Origin of the sequence: Caenimonas sedimenti, assembly GCF_007833165.1 — a bacterium.
Classification (GTDB): domain Bacteria; phylum Pseudomonadota; class Gammaproteobacteria; order Burkholderiales; family Burkholderiaceae_C; genus Ramlibacter; species Ramlibacter sedimenti.
Genome location: NZ_VOBQ01000023.1, coordinates 84,994 through 101,070 on the forward strand (window position 1 = coordinate 84,994; position 16,077 = coordinate 101,070).

At 62.2% G+C, this 16,077-nt stretch carries 18 protein-coding genes; 9 read left to right on the plus strand and 9 right to left on the minus strand.

The genetic code is table 11. From position 1 onward, the window contains the following. Window positions 1-105: 105 nt before the first annotated feature. The 4 genes from FN976_RS25610 (at window position 106) to FN976_RS25625 (ending at window position 4,309) form a co-directional block, all read left to right on the plus strand. Window positions 106-411, plus strand: a complete 306-nt coding sequence (locus tag FN976_RS25610) for a hypothetical protein (RefSeq protein ID WP_145896291.1) — start codon at window positions 106-108, stop codon at window positions 409-411. Further along, a complete protein-coding gene (locus tag FN976_RS25615) occupies window positions 411-2,663 on the plus strand; it encodes a VapE domain-containing protein (protein WP_145896293.1) in 2,253 nt (750 codons plus the stop codon). The genes FN976_RS25610 and FN976_RS25615 overlap by 1 nt, the downstream gene beginning before the upstream one ends. Window positions 2,664-2,957: 294 nt before the next feature. After that, window positions 2,958-3,560 carry a VENN motif pre-toxin domain-containing protein gene (locus FN976_RS25620; RefSeq protein WP_145896295.1) on the plus strand — a complete coding sequence of 201 codons (603 nt, stop codon included), beginning with the start codon at window positions 2,958-2,960 and terminating at the stop codon, window positions 3,558-3,560. A gap of 353 nt (window positions 3,561-3,913) precedes the next feature. Further along, window positions 3,914-4,309, plus strand: a complete 396-nt coding sequence (locus FN976_RS25625; RefSeq protein ID WP_145896297.1) for a DUF4124 domain-containing protein — start codon at window positions 3,914-3,916, stop codon at window positions 4,307-4,309. 45 nt (window positions 4,310-4,354) lie between these two features. On the opposite strand, the gene FN976_RS25630 is transcribed toward FN976_RS25625, so the two are convergent. The 3 genes from FN976_RS25630 to FN976_RS25635 all read right to left on the minus strand — a co-directional run bounded on the left by FN976_RS25630 (window position 4,355) and on the right by FN976_RS25635 (window position 6,082). After that, window positions 4,355-4,573: a hypothetical protein gene (locus FN976_RS25630; protein WP_145896299.1), complete on the minus strand. Its 219-nt coding sequence runs from the start codon at window positions 4,571-4,573 to the stop codon at window positions 4,355-4,357. Beyond that, window positions 4,570-4,707: a hypothetical protein gene (locus tag FN976_RS29050; RefSeq protein WP_186511189.1), complete on the minus strand. Its 138-nt coding sequence runs from the start codon at window positions 4,705-4,707 to the stop codon at window positions 4,570-4,572. The genes FN976_RS25630 and FN976_RS29050 overlap by 4 nt, the downstream gene beginning before the upstream one ends. Before the next feature lie 385 nt (window positions 4,708-5,092). Then, the gene (locus FN976_RS25635; RefSeq protein WP_186511190.1) at window positions 5,093-6,082 is read right to left on the minus strand and encodes a thermonuclease family protein; all 990 of its coding nucleotides are present in this window, start codon (window positions 6,080-6,082) and stop codon (window positions 5,093-5,095) included. Window positions 6,083-6,916: 834 nt separating this feature from the next. On the opposite strand from FN976_RS25635, the gene FN976_RS25640 reads away from it, so the two are divergent. After that, window positions 6,917-7,198, plus strand: coding sequence for a YHYH domain-containing protein (locus tag FN976_RS25640; protein ID WP_145896302.1), 282 nt, complete (start codon window positions 6,917-6,919; stop codon window positions 7,196-7,198). Here FN976_RS25640 and FN976_RS25645 read toward each other — a convergent pair. The 4 genes from FN976_RS25645 to FN976_RS25660 form a co-directional block, all read right to left on the minus strand. Continuing rightward, a complete protein-coding gene (locus tag FN976_RS25645; protein WP_145896304.1) occupies window positions 7,195-7,389 on the minus strand; it encodes a hypothetical protein in 195 nt (64 codons plus the stop codon). The genes FN976_RS25640 and FN976_RS25645 overlap by 4 nt on opposite strands. A 526-nt stretch (window positions 7,390-7,915) precedes the next feature. Beyond that, window positions 7,916-8,188 carry a hypothetical protein gene (locus FN976_RS25650; protein WP_145896306.1) on the minus strand — a complete coding sequence of 91 codons (273 nt, stop codon included), beginning with the start codon at window positions 8,186-8,188 and terminating at the stop codon, window positions 7,916-7,918. A gap of 127 nt (window positions 8,189-8,315) precedes the next feature. After that, a complete protein-coding gene (locus FN976_RS25655) occupies window positions 8,316-8,678 on the minus strand; it encodes a hypothetical protein (protein ID WP_145896308.1) in 363 nt (120 codons plus the stop codon). A gap of 6 nt (window positions 8,679-8,684) precedes the next feature. Then, a complete protein-coding gene (locus FN976_RS25660) occupies window positions 8,685-9,008 on the minus strand; it encodes a hypothetical protein (protein ID WP_145896310.1) in 324 nt (107 codons plus the stop codon). A 220-nt stretch (window positions 9,009-9,228) separates the two neighbouring features. Between FN976_RS25660 and FN976_RS29820 the strand changes: the two genes are divergently transcribed. Continuing rightward, complete coding sequence (locus FN976_RS29820) at window positions 9,229-9,636, plus strand: DNA-binding protein (RefSeq protein ID WP_145896312.1); 408 nt, start codon at window positions 9,229-9,231, stop codon at window positions 9,634-9,636. An 8-nt stretch (window positions 9,637-9,644) separates the two neighbouring features. On the opposite strand, the gene FN976_RS25670 is transcribed toward FN976_RS29820, so the two are convergent. Both FN976_RS25670 and FN976_RS25675 read right to left on the minus strand, forming a co-directional pair. Beyond that, the gene (locus FN976_RS25670) at window positions 9,645-9,848 is read right to left on the minus strand and encodes a hypothetical protein (RefSeq protein ID WP_145896315.1); all 204 of its coding nucleotides are present in this window, start codon (window positions 9,846-9,848) and stop codon (window positions 9,645-9,647) included. 339 nt (window positions 9,849-10,187) lie between these two features. Beyond that, window positions 10,188-10,382 (minus strand): DUF3606 domain-containing protein, encoded by a 195-nt coding sequence (locus FN976_RS25675; RefSeq protein ID WP_145896317.1) that lies wholly within the window; start codon window positions 10,380-10,382, stop codon window positions 10,188-10,190. A 77-nt stretch (window positions 10,383-10,459) separates the two neighbouring features. Between FN976_RS25675 and ligD the strand changes: the two genes are divergently transcribed. The 3 genes from ligD (at window position 10,460) to FN976_RS25690 (ending at window position 16,066) form a co-directional block, all read left to right on the plus strand. After that, the gene (gene ligD / locus FN976_RS25680) at window positions 10,460-12,409 is read left to right on the plus strand and encodes a DNA ligase D (RefSeq protein WP_145896319.1); all 1,950 of its coding nucleotides are present in this window, start codon (window positions 10,460-10,462) and stop codon (window positions 12,407-12,409) included. 631 nt (window positions 12,410-13,040) lie between these two features. Next, window positions 13,041-15,143, plus strand: coding sequence for a peptidase domain-containing ABC transporter (locus FN976_RS25685; RefSeq protein WP_255440847.1), 2,103 nt, complete (start codon window positions 13,041-13,043; stop codon window positions 15,141-15,143). A gap of 26 nt (window positions 15,144-15,169) precedes the next feature. Continuing rightward, the gene (locus FN976_RS25690) at window positions 15,170-16,066 is read left to right on the plus strand and encodes a hypothetical protein (protein ID WP_145896321.1); all 897 of its coding nucleotides are present in this window, start codon (window positions 15,170-15,172) and stop codon (window positions 16,064-16,066) included. The last annotated feature ends 11 nt before the right edge of the window (window positions 16,067-16,077 follow it).

The window sequence follows — 16,077 nt, forward strand, 5'->3', positions numbered from 1 at the left end:
CTCAGCCGTTTCCGTTGGGGTTTATTGAGTTTTTGGACAGGCCGGTAGCGACGGACCACTAATCTTCCTGCACTCGCTGCGAGCGTGTGTTGTTGGGAGATTTGTATGTATGAATCAGAGTGGGTCGCGGCCCTCGAGGCTTGGAGCCTCTTCGTAGAGTGCCACCCGGAACTTGGCTATCGATCGGGCAAGTGGCAGTTCCACAATTTTCTTCGTCTGCATCGAAAGGCACTTCAGAGCGCTGACGCGATCCGGTTTGCCAAGCGGCGCTTCTGGATTGCGCACCGGCAACGTTTCCCGGACGCCGCATTTGCCTGCGCAACCGCGAGCGACATCATTCAGATTGCGCGCCGGTCCACCCAATTCCCGTCGAGAGCCGAGGCTGTGACCGCCCACGAGGGCTCGAACTGATGGGCGCGATCGAACGTCTCGGGTCGATGGGGACAAGGCACGCGGAGGCCAAGCGCCTGCTGAGCAAAGGCTTCCGCCTGTGCGCGCTGCACCCAATGTCCAAGCGTCCGGTCGGTGAAGACTGGCAACACAGTCCCGTGTCGCATATTGACGAGGATGCTGGTGGCTACGGGATGCTGCTCGCGGCGAACGGCCTTTGCAGCATCGATCCTGACAATCAGGAACTCGCCAGGGTCGGGCTGCTACGTTGTGGCTTTGATCTCGAAGCCATTCTGGATGCTGGGGTCAGGACGGTATCCACTCGGCCGGGAAGCGGAGGACGCTCTACCTTCAGAGCTGGTAGCCGACCACTCAAGTGGATCACCTTCCGCTCCAAGCGTGATGGCGTCGCTCTGGAGCTCCGGGCGACCTCGATCAACTTGCAGGACACCCTGCCTGGCACGATCTACATGACGCCTGATGGCGGGCCCTACGAGCAGCGATACGCGAGCGAAAGACGCCTCGATGTCGCACCATCGCTGCCCGACGAATTCGAAGCGTGGTGGTCCCATCTTTCCACCGACTTGGCCTTCCTGCATGAGCAGCAGCGGTTGTTCAGCGGTGCCGGGGTTGAGATTTCCGTGTCCGGGGGCGACGGCAATCTGGCCTTTCCCTCCACCTACCGTGTCGAATTCAACTCAAACCACCTTGTACCAGTCCTGCTCGAGAGAAATGGGTACACGCAGGGTCGCAATGGTCGCTGGGCGCCGCCGCGCGCAACGGGAACTGCAGGAGTCCGACCCATTCCGCATCGCGATGGCCTTTGGCAATCTGATCATGCCAGCGACCCGTTGCATGGCACTTTCGACGCCTGGTCCGCGTTCGTGGTGCTCGAACACGGAGGAAACGTCAACGCCGCGGAAGTCGCTTGGTCGCAAAAGCGGGATGCGGCGCTGGCGGAAGGCTTTGTTGATGTCACTCCATTGGAGCCAGCCGAAAGGGCGTTACCGCCGTTTCGAAGGAATCTCAAGACTGGCGAGGTGTTGACGCGGAGGGGGAACATCGTGCTTGCCCTGGGTCGCCCCGACCTCTCTGGATTCAGAGTGCGCTTTGACGAGTTCCGTGGCGAGATCATGATCGCCACGCACGGCCAGGAAAACTGGCGCCCGTTCCAGGACACCGACTACACGGCCATCTGCCTTCGCCTTGAACAGCAGTTCTTCAGGAACATCGGACGTGAGCTGATCCGGGAGACAGTGGCCTTCGTCGCGGGTGTCGATCGATTCGATTCAGCGGGCCAGTGGCTGGCCGGTTTGTCTTGGGACGGCGTACCAAGGGTGGAATCCTTCTTCACACGCTGCTTCGGCACGGCGGATACGTCATACACCCGCGCGGTGGCCAAATACATGTGGAGTGCCATGGCTGGCCGGGTGCTGGTTCCCGGCGTCAAGTGCGACATGGTGCCAGTGCTAGTGGGCGAGCAAGGCATGCGAAAGTCTTCTGCCGTGGCCGCCCTCGTGCCTTCATCCGAGTACTTCACTACCGTCGATCTGAGTCGAAAGGACGAGGAGCTCGCGCGGCTCATGCGAGGCAAGCTTGTGATCGAGCTTGATGAGCTGAAGGGACTGAGCACTCGCGAGGCCGAACACATCAAGGCGTTCATCACCAGGCGTCACGAAGAGTGGACCCCAAAGTACATGGAAATGAACGTGCGGTACGACCGTCGATGCATCTTCGTCGGGACTTCGAATCGAGATGACTTCCTCGCCGACGACACAGGCAATCGGCGCTGGCTCCCGTTGCATTGCGGCATGTGCGACCCGAACACCGTGGTTCTGCAGCGTGAGCAGCTCTGGGCCGAGGCGCGGGATCTATTCAAGACGCACGGCGTGATGCATGCCGAAGCCGAGCGACTCGCTCGGCCAGAACACGGAAAGTTCGTCGAGCACGACGAGTGGGACATCGTCGTCGCCGAATGGCTGAACAACCTCGACTACACGACCGGCTTGCCCTATCGGTCGCGGCCGTATCTCACCTCCAAAGAGGTACTGAGTGGCGCGCTCAGCATAGCTGTTGCTCAGCAAAGCAAGGCGAATCAGATGCGAGTGCGCCGAGTGTTGATGCGACTTGGCTATCAACCCGCGAACAAGTACGTCAATGGAATTCGCACGCGCATGTATATCGCCCCTGCTGTGCCGCTTCTCCTCCCTGCGGGGTCCGCCGCGGGCGGAACCACGGAACATGTCGAGAACGATGCCGAGAACCTGTTTTAGGGGTCGACCGTCCTTGACGGAGAAGACGCTGGAACAGATGGAACACTTATCACACTGCTATTCAAGAGGAAGCAAGAGTGATGAACCGGAGCCTAGGCGGGCCCTATGTGCGGCTGATGCAGTGAACCGATCCGTTCCGGGCGTTCCAGGTTCTGGCATCCGCCTCGCAGGGGGCCCCTGGCGGCTCGGTTTGAATCGCGGGGACATTGAGGCCCGACGATCTAGAGTTTTTGAATTTTTGCATCTTGAATCTGCAGAAACTTGCGGATTCACAATATGAAAGGGAAAGCGACCATGACCGAACTTCCTGAATCCGATGACGCCTGCCAAAGCACGACGGATCTAACTGCCTCCGAACGACAGCAACTCGAGCTTGCCGCTGAACTGGCTGCTGCCGCAGTATCCGAAACTGTTGGCCCCACTGTCGTCGGCGCGTTCGTGCTGCGAGAAAATTCTGTAGTGGCTTTGGCCTATCTAGAACCGACAGCATGGGAGCTGAAGCCGGCCAAGATGGTGACGGGACACAACGGAGGACGAATGGGATTCACCGCCGAGGGTCGCAAGGTTGAGTGGATTCCTTCCGACGAAGTCGAAGGCGAGTTCGTGGGGATGTTCGTTCGTCGTAGCGACACCGAGATCAGCAACGCCGCGGCTGAGTTTTCGGATAAGGTTTGGTGGAATCGCCATCAACTTTGGCTCGAGAGAATCCAGAGCGGCGAGGAAAGCAGCGACCATCCCAGTTTCCCAAAGGCCAGAGAGGCAGCGAGACGCATCGAGGCGGAGTACGGCCGGCAGAATCTGGGTTGGAGTGACTTTGACTGGGGAATGCTGAACGGGCGACTATCGGCGCTTGCATGGGTACTGGGCTCAGATTGGGATAGCTCACTGGACACGTAGTCCCGTTCCAGTGGTGCGGCACTGCCTCTTGCAGGCAGGACGCAGGCAACCATGAAGTTCGGACCATGCTCTTGGCGCGCGAGAGCAGCGGGGCCAGCGCCTGCAATGCGACGATCGCGCGAGAGGCGCGTTGAGGCTGTGGAGCTGCGAGCAAGAAAAACCCCGGCCATGCCGGGGTGCAACCTGTCTGCAATCACGCAGTTCAGGCCCGCTCAGGGAGGAAAAGCGGGAGGCGGTGAAGCCCAGCCCACTGTAGCCCTCCTCGCATGGGGTCTGGCTGAGGGAACCACCTACGTCATTCAGATGAGAGCGCCCGGGAGGCGACGCAGCTATCATTTCCCCTGGAGGGTGAGATGCTGACCAAGATGATGCTCGCAGCCGCAGTGATCGCGGCGAGTGGACCTGCTGCTGCAGTGTTCAAGTGCACGGGCCCGACTGGCAAGGTCGTCTACAGCGACGAACCGTGCGGGGGCCAGATGCAAGTCATTCAGACGAATCAGAACACGTTCGAGCGGACGCCGCTGGAGAAACTGAAGGCGAAGCCGCGGCCGGCGGAGACGGACTTGGAAAGGCAGATGCGCGAGCACGAGCAACGCGCCCATGCACTCAGTATCCAGCGTGCCGCACGCAGCGAAGAGGCCAACCAGGCTTGGCGCAATTTCCTGATCCGCCCGCAGGTTGGGTCCGGAAGCAGCACGCCACCCGGCTACGTCAACTACGGGCGCGGTGCGGCGCCCGTCGGACGGTAGCGGAGCGTGACGACTGCGGTCTCGCGCGGGCCCGCGGCAACCCCTCTATGGCCGCCGCCGGCCCTGCCCAGCGGACCAAAGTGCATGCAGCGTTGGGCGAAACTCGCCCATCAGATCGACCACCGGCACCTCATAGCTGCCAAGCACCGGGAAACGTGCCACCAACACGCCGTTGGCAACCCTCACATGAAGCAGCTGCGCCGGCCCGCCCACGGCATCGAGAAAGTCGTACAGGCCTGGCGCTGCGGGCAGTGCCACGGTCATCCCCGCGCGAAGTAGATGCGGAGGTACTGGGCCACGCGCGCCTCGCTCGGCCGCTTTGCCACGCGCTGCTGCATCACGGCACGCAGGTAGTCGAATTCGCAGGGAAAGTCTTCAGGGTGAGGCGTGGTGTTCATGCCCTGCATCGTGCCCGCAGGCCGCCACGGCCGCGATGAAGCACTGCGCGCGGATTTTGTGCGCTATTCCCTCGGTCCCGCTCCATGGTGAGGGGTGCTCCCCCCTGATGAGGCCTTCGAGCCGCTTGCCGCGCTGGCCTTAGTCGCAGCGCCCATGGGGGCAAGCCGCGTACCCCAATTTTGTCTGATCCCGGGAATGGATCGGAGTTTCGCCGTGTTGGCAACGTTCGTTGGGTCCTCGAGGACTAGGTCGAGCCACCCTGCCTCCTTGCGCGCAGGAACCGCCGTCCCCGCGCTCGTGCGGGCCGCCGTGCCAATGGCGTCCGACTAGCGCAGGCGGCACGAATTGCACATCTGTTGGAACCTGCGTCATTGCTGCGCCGGGCTACTTCGGGACGCACATGGCCACCCCTTCATACACCCAGCCACGTGGTTGCAGTTCGGTGATGTCTTCAAGCCAGGGTGTGAACCGATGGTTAGGATCGTTCTGCTCGTGCCGGTTGTTATAGGCGCGGTGCACCGGTTCAGTACCTGCTGGGCACTGGCCCCTCTGGTCCGGCAACTTCGCGCGGAATGCGATCCCTTCATATCCCCAACCGCGGAAGGACTCGCCTTTGAGGTCTGCTTGACGGCGTAGGTCAGCCTCAAAGTTGCGTAGCCACTGACAGTCCTCCGCCTTCGCTGTGAAGAAGTGACTATCAACACCATGAGAGTAGAACCGGCAGACCTGAACCGTCCCGGGCTCGTTTGAGTTTGCAGGCCAAACACTGAATGCATTTCCCGTCCTAGCCCATGACGGTCCGACGACGCCTGCGTCGATCAAATTGGCATCACTTGCACTTGCCGTCATGAAGAAGTGGCCGTTCTGACTATTGAAGTATTCCACCGCGCGCGGGAGACCCGCTATGGCTGCGCTGGTCGCCGCAGATCCTGCGACTAGCGTGGCCCCTTCATTGGTCTCCGAATCTCGTGAGCATCCTGGGTTGAGTCGTCGCCAATCCCATGGCGGAGTTGGGTTGGCATCAATCCAAAGACCTCGGGAAAGGGCCCGCGCCTGGGCTTCCGCAGAGTCCAGGGACCAGTCCTGCAGATATGCGTCATACGCCCAAGCGAGGCCGCGTTCGATTTGCTGCCTGTTGAGCGTCGACCCCTGTCCTGAGATCGTGACTTTGCCGACCGCACGGCCATACTTGTCGTTCTCTACGATCTGAACGGACGCCTGCTTGTTCAGTGCGAGGCTCACGAGCGACAGACGCGCTGCACTTCCGTATGGCTGACACTTCTCCGGCGCATCGATTTCCGCGAGCCGGATGACTGAGGAGGATGTCCCGTCGGTCTGTACGGTCAGCGTGTCGCCGTCGGTGACGGCGATCACCCGGCCGGCCAAGAAAACAGCCTGGCAGGTATTGGACTTCGCAGTCCATGTGCTCCACATTCCACCAAGACTGCACGTGTAGCTCCTGGACTCGATGATGGAACCGGTTTGCCCGGAAGGACATGAGGCCGAGCGCTGCTCGCTAGTGGGGATGCAAGATGGCGGCGTGGGGGTGGACGATACGCCGCAGGAAGAACAGCTACATGAGGGGCTGGTTGTGCCGTCCTTGCATAAGACACGGCCACCGGCACCACAAGATTGGGTGATCCCGCCATGGCTCGAACAGCAGCCCGGACAGGCCGCCGACGCAGTAGACGGAGATAAGAGCCACAAAGCCGAAACGAGGGCCAATAAGGCCGGCGAACATCTGATGAGAGAGGCAGGCACCGTCCCGAATTTCAACAGAAGGCGCATTGCGGAACCTCAGGGTTTTAGTTGTCTCAAACCGTTATACAGCGTGCTAGCGGATAGCCTCGTACCCCATTTGAGTGATCCGGGGCCAGATTCTCGAACAATCGGTATGGTCGGTACCCTGCGGGCGCGACAAGGGGGAAGGCCAGCCCCGTAAGGGGAACCACAGGCTTACGCTGACCGCACCCAGGGTCTTGGGCATTGACTGAGAAAAGGGCAGCTCAGTCCTCGCTCTTCTCGCCCCTCAACAAGGCCACTGGTTCCACACGCTACTTTGTCGAGTAGCGATGTGCAGCTCCATGTTGGCCAAACCACGCCAAGAAACGTGAAGCAGAAGGCATCCTTCAGGCGGGTTAGGCTGCCGGGTTTGCCCTATCGCGCGCCGCTGCAGTCGGAGGACGATGGTCTGTGGAGGGGCCGACCATGAAGAAGATCCTCACGGCTTGCCTTGCGCTCGCGGCGGCAGCTGTGCACGCGCACGGTGGCGGGCTCGACGCGCAGGGTTGCCACACGAACCGCAAGACCGGCGATTATCACTGCCACCGCGGCGGATCTGCGGCAGCGCCAGCACCGCAGCGCCCGGGCGGAGCGCAGGTCCAGCGTGCGGCCCCCTCCTACCCGTCACAGCCCGTGTGCCACGTCGGACCGCGCGGCGGGACGTACACCATCACGCCCAGCGGGCGAAAGAACTACTCGGGGTGCTAGGCCGCATGCCGTTCCGACTCGGCCACCAGCGCGATCCAGTCGGCCAAGGCAACGTAGGCAACCTCGATGCCGACCATGCGGGAGGGGCGTCGGCGCGGCTTTCGAGCACAGCGGCGCATCCTGCTGCGCAGCTCGTCGAACTCGCAGGCGTGGGCGGGCTTGGCGGGTGTGGGGGAGGTGAGTTTCTTCATGCCCTGCATGGTGCCGACAGCGCGGGGCCGAGGCCATGAAGCAGTGCGCCAGGTTGCTGTGAGCTATTGCACTGCGCTGCTCCCCCGATTCAGGGATGGCGCCGAACGCGGTGCCCGACATATGATTCGCGCCGCCTATGGACTGGACTGTCAAACCCTTCCCCTCCGAATCTCGCACCGCGATGATCCGCCGTCAGGGCGAGAGTGCTGCTGAGCAGTTCGCTGACACTGGTTTGAGGGTGCTAAACCCGCACCCCCGCGGCACGCGGCCGCACGTGCTCTGGGAAACGTCATTCCATGCACGCCTGATGCTGTTGGGGGTGGAGGACGACTACGAGGGCCTACGCCAGCCCGCGCCGCACCTACGCCCGCCAAGCTCTCCACTCAGCGCGCTGTTGACGGGCGGAGGGCATAGGAAGGGAAACCGCAGCGCCAGGCCGAACGGCGCCGAGGTCGAAGACGATGCGGACCAGGGTGCACGGGCGAAGCGCGCTGGCGGGACGCGGGCGCGATGACGCAGTGCTCGCTATTCTCGTGAGGAATCGCAGCTCCCGCCCGTGTCGAGCGCGGCAACAAGTTGAGCTCTGGCGGAACTGCACAATTCGCGCAAGGCTGCTAGTTGCACAAGCAGTTCGGCCGCCTTCGCCGCGTCGCCATTCACAACGGCATCCGCATGCGCGTTTTGCACGAGTTCGACGAGAGTCGTCGAATTGCGAACTGCATCTTCCAATTCACCGATCGAAAGCTTTGGTAGCTCGAGCCCAGGCCCAGCCTGCCCGGCCTGGTCGGTTTCACGCACAGAGGACGTCTGCGATTGTTTCTGCCGATGCAGGTGGGGCAAGACACTTGCCGCGCCCGCGCCACTTCGAGAGCCAGGCTCTTGATTGTCCCCATCGGTCATGCCGCATCGTAGCCCGGAAGCGCAGCTATTCCAAAGGACGCTCCACGCTGTTGACCACGCACCACCAAGCCTGCGGCACCTCGGTGACATCGCCCTTCTTCGAAGCCAGCGTGGTGCCGTACAGGAGCAAGCCGTCCTTGCACGGCGCCAAGCGGACGTTGTTCAAGGCATCGAGGGCCGGGTAGCCGGTGGGGTCGACCAGGCGCGCGTGCAGCGCGGCGTCGCCGCCGGACCAGAACTCCATGGTGCCGACCCCACTGGGGTGAACCTCGGCCGGCGGCAGCTTCTCGCCGCGATCGCGCAGCCGGTAGACGCGCCACAGCACGCGCAGCTTTGGCGGGCGTTCGGGCGGGGGCGCCGGTGGCTTCAGGATCTCCGGATTGCCCACCAGGCATCAGGAAGTGTTCGAGCTTGTGGCGCCGCGCTGCAGCCGGATGTCGAAGTGCGCTTCCTGCGGAACGCTCAGGTTGCGCAGCCCCTCCTGGCGCGCCTGCTCGGCGACCCGGTACCAGCGCGCGGCCATCGCCATGGTGTCCGCATCCAGGTTCTCCGGCGGGCTGTCATTCGCAGCGGTGTAGGCCGTCAAGGCGCTGACCACCGCTTCCGGGCCGCCGAGAGCGCGCTCCAGGGCTGCGGCACAGCGCGCTTCGGCGCGGACGCGGATCACGGACGGGAGCTCGACGGCGTCCACCAGCATGACGGTGTAGGGGTAAGGCACGGCAGTTTCCAAGGCTTCGATTGACACTGTAAAAGCATACAGTACACTCCGGCGCGGCTGGCGGGCTTTGCGCTGTCAGCTTGCGGGGTGTGTTCCATTCGTTGCCACCGATCTTCCCGTACCGTGACCAACTCGTTACAGACCTGCCAGTCCGCGAGCGAATAATTCGCCCAGTTGTTGGGGAGATAGCGCAGTGAGTAGTGCAAGACGTACCTCCAGGATGCAGTACGAGGAGGTTTTCGCCGCAGCAGAGGCGATGCTCTCAGAAGGAAAGCTCCCCAGTGTCCGCGGCTTGCGCGCGCGAATCGGTGGGTCTCCGAACGACATCGCACCTTTGCTTGCCAAGTGGCGAGCTGATGGCGGTGATCAACGCATCCTGAAACTTCGCTCCTCCAGCAAGCCGCAGGGCGGTAGCGTCTGGAACTTGGGAGATGCGGCATACCTGGACGCCATTGAGGCGTACTTCAGCGACGCGGAGACGTCAGACGCAGGAACTCGGTTGGAACGGGCCGAACGTTGCTTGCATCAAGTTCTCGCTGCGCATCGCCTCATCCGCGCTTCTCGACCAGGCGAGAGGCAAATTCTGCCGAGTGGGCGATCATCGTTCAAAGCTTCAATCGTCCAATAAGCGCACCGCTATTTGCCGGGGGCGTTGGGAAAGGCCTTGATGTAGATGACGCTGCACAGCTCACGTAGCGCAATTAGGTTCTTACGCGCTTCGTCGAGCTGTTGCTGGGACACTGAGCCATCCGTGGACTTGATCGCCAGATCAGTGAACTCAGTTTCCGCATCGATGAGACGCCGGTGAACCTTCAGCCAATCTTCAACGAAGTTTTCCATGGGCTGGATATTCCCACGGGCATGTAACCAATCATCAGCAGATTCTGACAAGCGTGTCAGTGATTATTTTCTAATCTTCACCAATGCCAGAACGAATGCGAGCGGCCATAACCGCATGGCGTGAGGCCAACGCCCAGGCAAGTGAAGCGGAAAAACAGGTTTCTAAGGCCTACCTATCGTTTTTGAACGGCGACGGACCGGAGCCTGGTCCTGAATTGCAAGCCGGTGCCCGAGCACTTCGAAAGCATGCTGACGAGCTCCTGCACACAGCTGTTCAGCTTGGCAAGACCTGAACTGTTCTATCGACGGTCCGGTTCATGGATCATGAGCGACCCGGAGCTACTTGCCGAGCTTTTCCTCGACTTTCTTGCGCGAGTTACCCGCCGACTTCACAGCCTCCTTCACCTCGGCAGCCGATGCACCCGTCTTGCCGGATTCATAGCTGACTTCGTGACGCTGGCCAGCGGCGACCTTCGCACGGTCTTGCGCGCGGCCGCGAGCGGATTTGGCGGGTTTGGTCTTGGACGTTGCCATGTTGGTCTCCATGAAAGGTTGCACTGCCTCGACGATGCCCAGCTCCGGGGATCGCCCCTGCAGGAAGAGGCCGACCGTTGCCGTCGGGCCTTTGCCATCTGCGGGCGCCCCAGCCCAAGCCGCGCGATCCCCTGGAGAATCGGGCGATGGTAAAGGCGAAGGCGATCACAGCCCGACCACGTGCCGCGCCCGCCACTGGCCAGACCCCGGCCCTGCCTGCGGCACTGGAGCCCGAACTCGCCACCCTCGTCGATAAGCCCCAGCCCGGTAATTGGCTTTACGAAATCAAGTTCGACGGGTATCGCATGCTGTCCCGCAACGAGAGCGGCGCCGTGCGGCTGATTACGCGCAACGGCAACGACTGGACCGATCGCTTCCCCCACCTGGTCAAGGCACTTCAGGCGACGGGCCTACCTGACGGTTGGTACGACGGCGAGATCGTGGTCCAGGACGATGAGGGGAGGCCGGATTTCAATGCTCTGCAGAAGGCGATCGAGGGCGGCCGCAACCGGGACATTGTGATGTTCCTGTTCGACTGCCCCTTCCTGGCCGGGGCGGATCTGCGCACGTTGCCCGTCGAAGAGCGGCGCGCGGCCCTGCAGGAGGTGCTGGTGGAGAACGACCAGGTGCGCTTCTCGACGGAGCTGGAAGGCCCGGTGAGTCAGCTGGTTGCCAGCGCCTGCCACATGCGCCTGGAGGGCATCATCGGCAAGCGCCGCGGCTCCCGCTACGTGCATGGCCGCAGCCCCGACTGGATCAAGCTGAAGTGCGGCCAGCGGCAAGAGTTCGTGATCGGAGGGTGGACCTTGCCCGACAACGCTAGCTCCGGGATCGGCGCCATCTTGGTGGGCTACTACGACGAAACCGGCGGCTTCCACTACGGCGGCAAGGTCGGCACCGGATTTACCGGTGTGGAGATGGCCAGCCTGCACGCGAAGCTAACACCCCTGGTCACCGAGAAGCGTCCATTCATCGAGAAGACCGGCTACGAGCGGCGCGCGACCTGGGTGCGGCCGCAGCTGGTCTGCGAAATTCAGTTCGCCGAGTGGACACCGGACTGGCATGTGCGGCACGCCAGCTACAAGGGCGTGCGCCAGGACAAGGCCGCCGGCGCAATCCGCCGCGAGTCGGCGCTGCCGCCGCCGGCAAAGGTGCCGAAGGGTCTGAAGGTGAGCAATCCCAAGCGGGTGATCGACCCGTCGACCGGCATCACAAAGCTGCACTTGGTGGCGTACTACGACGCCGTGGCGGACTTCATCCTGCCGCACCTTAAGAATCGGCCCGTGTCGCTCGTGCGCGCCCCCCAGGGCATCGCGGGCCAGCTGTTCTTCCAGAAGCACCCCGAGGCGCCGGTACCGGGCCTCGACACGCTGGATCCGGCTCTCTGGCCCGGCCACGCGGCGCTGCTCACCGTCAACACCCGTGCAGCGCTGCTGTCGGCCGCTCAGCTGAACACGATCGAGTTCCACACCTGGAACTCCACCGCCAAGGCGATCGACGACCCCGACCGCGTCATCTTCGATCTCGACCCGGGCGAGGGAGTCACCTGGGCCCATGTGCAGGAGGCAGCATCGCTCACACGCACGATGCTGGAGCAGCTGGGCCTGAAGGCCTGGCTGAAGACTAGCGGGGGGAAGGGCCTCCACGTGGTGGTCCCGCTCGCACCCAAGCTCGACTACAAGCTGGTGAAGGCTTTCTCGGAGACGGTGGTGGTGCACATGGCCAAGACCATTCCCCAACGCTTCGTGGCGAAGTCCGGCGGCAGCAACCGGATTGGCAAGATCTTCATCGACTACCTGCGCAACGGGCACGGCCAGACGACGGCGGCAGCCTTTTCGGCGCGCTCGCGACCGGGCATGGGGGTATCGATGCCGGTGGCGTGGGAGCAGCTTGCGGACCTGAGGAGTGGGGCGCAGTGGAATGTGCTCACCGCCGCGCCCTACTTATCGCGCCGTGAAGTCGACCCTTGGGCCGACTATGTGAAGTCCAGGCAGACAATCACGAAGGCGCTGAGGCTACTGTCCTGACGCTAGACCGGTGGTTCCGCGCGATCGAGCTTCCTATCCCATGACAACATCGCCATTGGGGCTTCCACTTCGATCTCCGGAAGCACGGCGGCATGGTCGGGTGGGCTTCCTGTGTCGCGCACGCATCGGGCAGGCCACTTCGGGCTCCGCCCCAGCACTGCGCTAAAAGGGTACCCCCTTGCCCATCTATGGCTCCGACCAGGGCTCGACAGGGACCTGCGGATTTACAGTACCTCTGCCCTTGGGCACTGCCTGGACCGGGCAATGCCCTATGCACAAGATCACCGCGCCTTGGTCTTGCATGCGGATGACTGGTTTCGCATTTGAAGCAGACGGCGGCGTGGCCGCTCGGCGAGGCCGCGTCCGGCATTCGCCAGGCCACGCTCTCGCAATGTCGCCAGAGGCACTTGAGCCCGGGAAAGTCATCGCCAAAACGTAGTAGCGCGCAAAATACTACAGTCGAGCTGTAACAAGGCCCTTAAGTACTAGGTTTTTCGGGCGCAACGCGTAAGAATGTGTATCGGAATCCAGCGAGGGGCGCTTCGTGTTTAAGCAGGGGGGGGATCGTCCGGAAACTGGACGAGGGCCGGGGACGTTTCCCCAGGCCGATTTGTTGTGGGCGCTGGGCAGCGTGTCGGCCCTGCACCGCCGTCCCTTTTCGCCGGACATGCTGGCGCGTGAGTTCCCGGGTGTTGGCACTGAATCCGCCCTGATCCAAGCCGCGCGCAAGCTCGGGTTCCGCACCAAAACCATTGAGGCTTCGGCCGCCCGTCTGGCCCAGTTGCCGATGCCCTTGCTGGTCGCAGTGAAAGCGCTGCCGCCCACCCCGGAGCAGACCGAACCCCCGCCGACGCTGCGCCTGGGCTTGGTCACCGCCGCCGCCAACGGCCAGCTGGTCTTCTTCGAAGCCGGCACCAACACCCCGCTGACGCTGGACCAAACCCAGCTCGACGCCCGCTTGGCCGGCCCCGCGTGGATGCTGGCCCCGGAGGTGGAAGAAGCCTCCGACGCCGATGCCGAAGAAACCCGCACCGCCGGTGTCAGCCGCCGCTTCGGCTTCAAGTGGTTTGTGCCCGAGCTGCTGCGCCACCGCAAGGTGTGGCGCGACGTGCTCTGGGCCTCGCTGGCGCTGCAGATCGTGGCGCTGGCCACGCCTCTGTTCACCCAGGCAATCGTCGACAAGGTGGTGGTGCACCGTACGCAGAGCACCTTAATCGCCATCGGCGTGGTCATGGGCATCTTCGTCGCGTTCAACGCGGTGCTGACCTGGGGCCGGCAATACCTGGTCATGCACACCGGCAACCGCGTCGACGCCGTGCTGGGCGCGGCCGTGTGGGAGCACCTGCTGAAGCTCTCGCCCAGCTACTTCCACCACCGGCCCACGGGAGTGGTGGCCGCGCGCATGCACGCCGTGGAGAACATCCGGGAGTTCGTCTCGGGCGCCGCGGTCAGCCTGGTGCTGGACCTGCCCTTCCTGGTGATCTGCCTGGGCGTGATGTTCTGGTACAGCGTGACGCTCACGCTGATCTGCCTGGGCATCCTCGCCATCATCGCCATTGCCAGCCTGGTCATGGCGCCCATCTTCCAGAAGCAGCTGAATGACCAGTTCCTGCTGGGCGCGCGCAACCAGGCCTTCATCACCGAACACATTGCCGGCTTCGAGACGGTGAAGACGCTGCAGATGGAGCCGCAGCTGCGCCAGCGCTACAGCGGCTATCTGGCCACATTCCTCGCCAGCGGTTTCAGAACGAAGCAGATCGGCAACACCTACAACACCTTCGCCCAGGCGATGGAGCAGGCGCTGACGCTGTTGATTTTGATCGTGGGCGCCTGGACGGTGATGACCGACCCGCGCTTCACCGTGGGCATGCTGGTGGCCTTCCAGATGTTCGCCGGCAAACTGAGCCAGCCGGTGCTGCGCATCGTGGGGCTGTGGACGCAGTTCCAGCAGGCCAGCCTGAGTGTGAAGCGACTGGGTGACGTGATGAACGCGCCCGTGGAGCCTTACAGCCTGATGCCGCAGCGGCAGAACGACGGGAAGGGGCTGTTGGAGATCGAAGGCTTGGGCTTCCGTTACGGCGAGGACCGGCCCATGCTGTACAGCCGTCTGGACCTGCGGCTGGAGCCGGGGCACACCGTAGCCATCATGGGGCCGAGCGGGACGGGCAAGAGCACGTTGGCCAAGTTGCTACTGGGCTTCTACCCACCGACTCAGGGCAGCATCAAGATCGATGGGATCGACATCCGCAACTACAGCGCCAATGAATTGCGGGCGTGGTTCGGTGTGGTGCCGCAGGAGACGATTCTGTTCAGCGGGACGATCCTGGCGAACCTGCAGGCAGGGAATCCGAACGCGACATTTGATCAGGTGGCGATCGCCTGCCAGATGGCGGGCGTACATGAAGTCATCGAGGCATTGCCGCAGGGGTATCAGACAGAAATTGGAGAACGAGGGGTGGGCTTGTCCGGCGGGCAGAAGCAGCGGCTGGCGATTGCCCGGGCGTTGCTGAAGCAGCCGCGGATTCTGATCTTCGATGAGGCGACCAGCGCGCTGGACGCGGAGACGGCGGAAGGGTTCGAAAAAACGATCAACCAGCTCAAGGGGAAGGTGACGATGATTTTCATTTCGCACGCGTTGCCGCGTAGCTTGAAAGTAGATGCAGTGCTGAGGATCGGCCCTGGAGACGCACACCAGTTCCAACTAATTCAACACGACTCTGGCAGAAAAGCCTAAACCCTCGTGAACATAGAGATTTGACTATGCGCACCTACCTCAAGCCAAATGTTTTGCTTGCGCTCATTCCGCGATCGTTTCGCCGACCCATCAGGTGGTTTTTCGCGATCACGATTTTGTCGACAGCCCCAATGTTCGCCTCAGGACAGCCCTCCAACATGAACGCCCAACGACATGCGCCTTTCGACCCAGAGAAATGCACTTCGGGTGACAAGCGATACGTCTACTGGGCGGCACGCGACAAGGTCTTTCGGTTCTTGTACCGCGCGGATATTCCCCTATATCCGAGAACTGGCCGCAACGGAGAGAACGGAATCCCCATTCCAGGCTACATGAATGTGCCCCCGGCTCCCATGCCACAAGAGCCCGAGGGCTGCTTTGGAAATCCTCTTCGTGGTGGTAGCGTGCCATACATGAGGGCGTTCACCGAAGAGTCGTTCCGGCGTCTAGTTGGCCGACCCCTGAATATCAGCAGTGATGCCGCTTGGGTGCATGGCCACTTTGCGATGTCAGATCACCACTTGCGGGATTCACGCGAACGCAGCTATCGCCTGCGCTTCGAAAAACAGACCCAGTGCCGCACTCTGGACGCCGATATCACTGAATGTCTTCTACAGAGAGGGTCATTTGACAACTATCGCCTGAGCAGGGCGTTGAAAATTCCTGGTTCTCTTCTATATCCAGCAAAAACAAGCGTGACGGATCTGCATTTGCTTCTAAGGAGCGATATCGCCTCCCAAGTTGATCCAAGTATAAATGGGCAGGTTGTACAGAGTGAAGTTGATCTTCTCGGCGCAGTTCGACTGCTCAACTCGTTCCGGATTTTTCCAAACGAGATCAAGCACATAGCTCCTTTCCTCAAAGGGCAAATTGACCGCATCCACGCTGCATACGTTCCGTCGTACCTCTGGACAAGAAAGTAAAGAGCCAAACA